This window comes from Nonomuraea sp. NPDC049784 (assembly GCF_040659615.1).
GTDB lineage: Bacteria > Actinomycetota > Actinomycetes > Streptosporangiales > Streptosporangiaceae > Nonomuraea.
The window spans coordinates 1-2,768 of sequence record NZ_JBFAMX010000955.1 but is presented as its reverse complement, the minus strand read 5'-3'; the positions used below and the strand labels follow the sequence as shown (position 1 = coordinate 2,768).

The following is a 2,768-nucleotide window of genomic DNA, read 5'->3' as shown; positions in this document are numbered from 1 at the left end:
GCGTGCGCGGGGGGGGGGGGGGGCCGGGGGGGGCGGGTGTTTTTTCGCCTCCGGCCTCGGCCCCAATTTTTTTTTCGGCTTGGTGCCCACACGGCCCCCCCCCCCCCTGCCGGTGGCGGTCGCCCTGCTGCTGACCGCGCTGCTGTTCCCGCTCACCCGGCACCTGCGCGCGTCGGGGCTGCGGGCGATCTACGCCACCTGGATCACCATGCTCGTCGCCCTCGCCGTGCTGAGCGGGACGGGCTGGATCATCGGCGTGCGGGCCAACGAAGAGTTCCCTGGCCTGGTGACACAGGTCAGGCAGACGGCCAAGACGGTGGAGGACTGGCTCTACACCGGCCCTCTGCACGTGAAGCCCGTTCAGCTCAGCGGCTGGGTGGACGAGATCGCCAAGCTGGTCACCGAGCGGCAGCAGCAGATCACCTCGACGGTTCTGGCGGGGACCGTGGTGGTGGTGGAGGTGCTGGCTTCGATCGTGCTCCTGCTGTTCGTGACGTTCTTCCTGCTCAAGGATGGTGACCGGATCTGGTCCTGGTTCCTCAAGGGGTTCGGCCGGATGGCGCCGCGGGTCGATCGGGCCGGGCGGACCGCCTGGGCCACGCTGTCGCACTACGTGCAGGGCACGGTGGCCGTTGCCGCGGTGCACGGCGTGCTCATGGGTGTGGTGCTGGCCATCATGGGAGTCCCGCTGTGGGCGGCACTGGCCGTACTGATCTTCCTGGCCAGCTTCATCCCGATCGTCGGCATCCTCTTCGCCGGTGCGGTCGCGACGCTGGTGACGCTCGGCGCGAAGGGCCCGATCTACGCGCTGATCTTCATCGGCATCCTGATCGTCGAGCAGCAACTGGAAAACCACGTGCTCCAGCCGATGATCGTCGGCCGGGTGCTGCACTTCCACCCGCTGGCGATCATCATGGTGCTGGCCGTCGGCGGCATCCTGGCCGGGATCGCGGGCGCGGTCGTGGCCGTGCCGATCACCGCCATCCTCTACCGGGCCGTGCCCGAACTCTTCAAGGACGAGCCGATCCCCCTCCCGGCAGGACCGGCCCCAGAACCACCGCCGCAGGCCGTACCTCCTGGGAAGGAACCCGAGCAGAAGGACTGACGGGCTCGGAGACGAGCGCAGGCGCGCTCGAACTAGACAAGATCATGACCGCACGACCCGCGACGACAATGGAGCGTGCGCGCCCGCGAGATAATCTCTACCGCCGCACTTCGACCTGGTCGCCGACAGCTCCAAGACGATCGAAGTGCGGGTGCGGTGCAGTACCTCAACCTGCGCACCCTCGCCACCGGCGACCACATCCGGTTCGTGTGCGGCCGCGACGACGCCCTCACCCCCGTCAAGTGTGGTTCCTGCAGCCGATCATCGACCTGCGCCGCCCAGCAACGGCCAACCCACCGCAGGCAACAGATGGCGCGGACCAACGAGCTGAGCGCCGGTGAATCGGCCAGGGTGTCTAGGAGCAGCTGATGGCGTAGCCGGTCCAGCTCGCCTGTTGCCGCGGCGGGTAGATAGGAGTGAGGCTGGGCGGTCGTTCCGCTGTCAGCGGGGAGAACAGACATGGGCGCACGTGGTCTCAGCGCGTTGCCGCGGGGCCGGACCCGCCCCTGCCCTTGCCCTTGCCCTTGCCTCCGACGCTGCCCGTACTCGTGCCGGGGTGGTGCCGTACATCCGTCGATCTCAGCGGCCTGGTGTTCTGCGACGTCGGCGGGCTGCGCGCCCAGTGGGCTCGACCAGGTGGAAAGCAGCAATCTGCGCCAGGCTTATCAGCAGTCGTGCTCACCGGCCTGACGCTGCCGGGGCGATCAGACGGTTCAGACGCCTCCATCGCTCGTGGCGTGTCGTGGAAAGGGGCCGCTCTCCTGTTGACCGCAGCCGGCACCTGGCGCAGAGCCCGGCCTGTGGTGGGCGCGACGGGATCGGACAATACTCGGAGCTCAAGGACGGCACGGTGAATGGCGTTGAATGATCCACTTCCGCGGTGGCCGGATCCGGACGATGACATGGATCAGGCCCTGGCCGACGTCTTGAAGGCGCTCGGCACAGCCTCGCGCGCACTCGCCTTTCAGAACGCGGCGAGCATGGCCTGCCGTGGTGACCGGCAGCGGCTCGCCGTCTGTCTGGAGGCGATGACGCCTGGTCAGCTTGTTGAGGTGGCCGCCGCCGCCCGGTTGCTCGGCGCCGCGGCCGACCAGGCGCTCGCCCGGAGGGACCCGTAGCGGTTGTGCAGTCCCCACCCGAACGCGTGATCAGGACGCGAAGTCGCCGCGGGCGGGCTGCCGGGTCTGTCCGCCTTCGTTGTCCCAACCGGCCAGGCTCAGATCCTGCTCGGTGGTGGCGTCGGCGGAGCTGTTCCGGGCTGCGGCGGTGAGGATGTCACCGGGACGGGTACGGCCACGGCATCGGGTGGCCATGGCGAGCGCGTTGGCAGCGGCGGCGGGTGTGGTGCCGGGTGGGATGACGAGCAGGTTGAGGTGCTCGATCCCCGGGATGATCAGGTTGACCACGTGGGGGTCGATGGTCCGGAACCAGCCCACTTTGACGTGACGGCCGGGGGCGGCGATGCGGTGCGGGATGTTGTCCCAGGTGTCCGGGTGCAGGCCCACGCGCAGAACCCGTCGGTCCAGCCGCTGGTCGATGGCGGCGATCAGGGCGGGCAGTTCCGCGCCGGCGTCGTAGGTGGCGGGCCACCACGCCCCGTCCACCGCGCCCTGGCGTGGGAGGGCGGGATCCAGGCTGAGTCGCTCTTGGCCGGGGCCGGTCA

Annotated in this window: 3 protein-coding genes; 2 read left to right on the top strand and 1 reads right to left on the bottom strand. The window is 69.3% G+C overall.

The window, feature by feature from the left end:
- The first annotated feature begins 82 nt into the window (after positions 1–82).
- Positions 83–1,105 (top strand): AI-2E family transporter, encoded by a 1,023-nt coding sequence (locus tag AB0J09_RS61615; RefSeq protein WP_360713362.1) that lies wholly within the window; start codon positions 83–85, stop codon positions 1,103–1,105.
- Between the two features lie 902 nt (positions 1,106–2,007).
- On the top strand, positions 2,008–2,223 hold the full coding sequence (locus AB0J09_RS61610; RefSeq protein WP_360713360.1) for a hypothetical protein: 216 nt from the start codon (positions 2,008–2,010) through the stop codon (positions 2,221–2,223).
- Positions 2,224–2,253: 30 nt separating this feature from the next.
- Here AB0J09_RS61610 and AB0J09_RS61605 read toward each other — a convergent pair.
- The coding region (locus AB0J09_RS61605) for a DUF5994 family protein (protein WP_360713358.1) at positions 2,254–2,768 on the bottom strand (515 nt) is incomplete at its 5' end.

What these genes read in the sequence shown, in the direction of transcription:
- AB0J09_RS61610 (WP_360713360.1), top strand. Translation starts at nt 2,008, where the DNA reads ATGGATCAGGCCCTGGCCGACGTCTTGAAGGCGCTCGGCACAGCCTCG.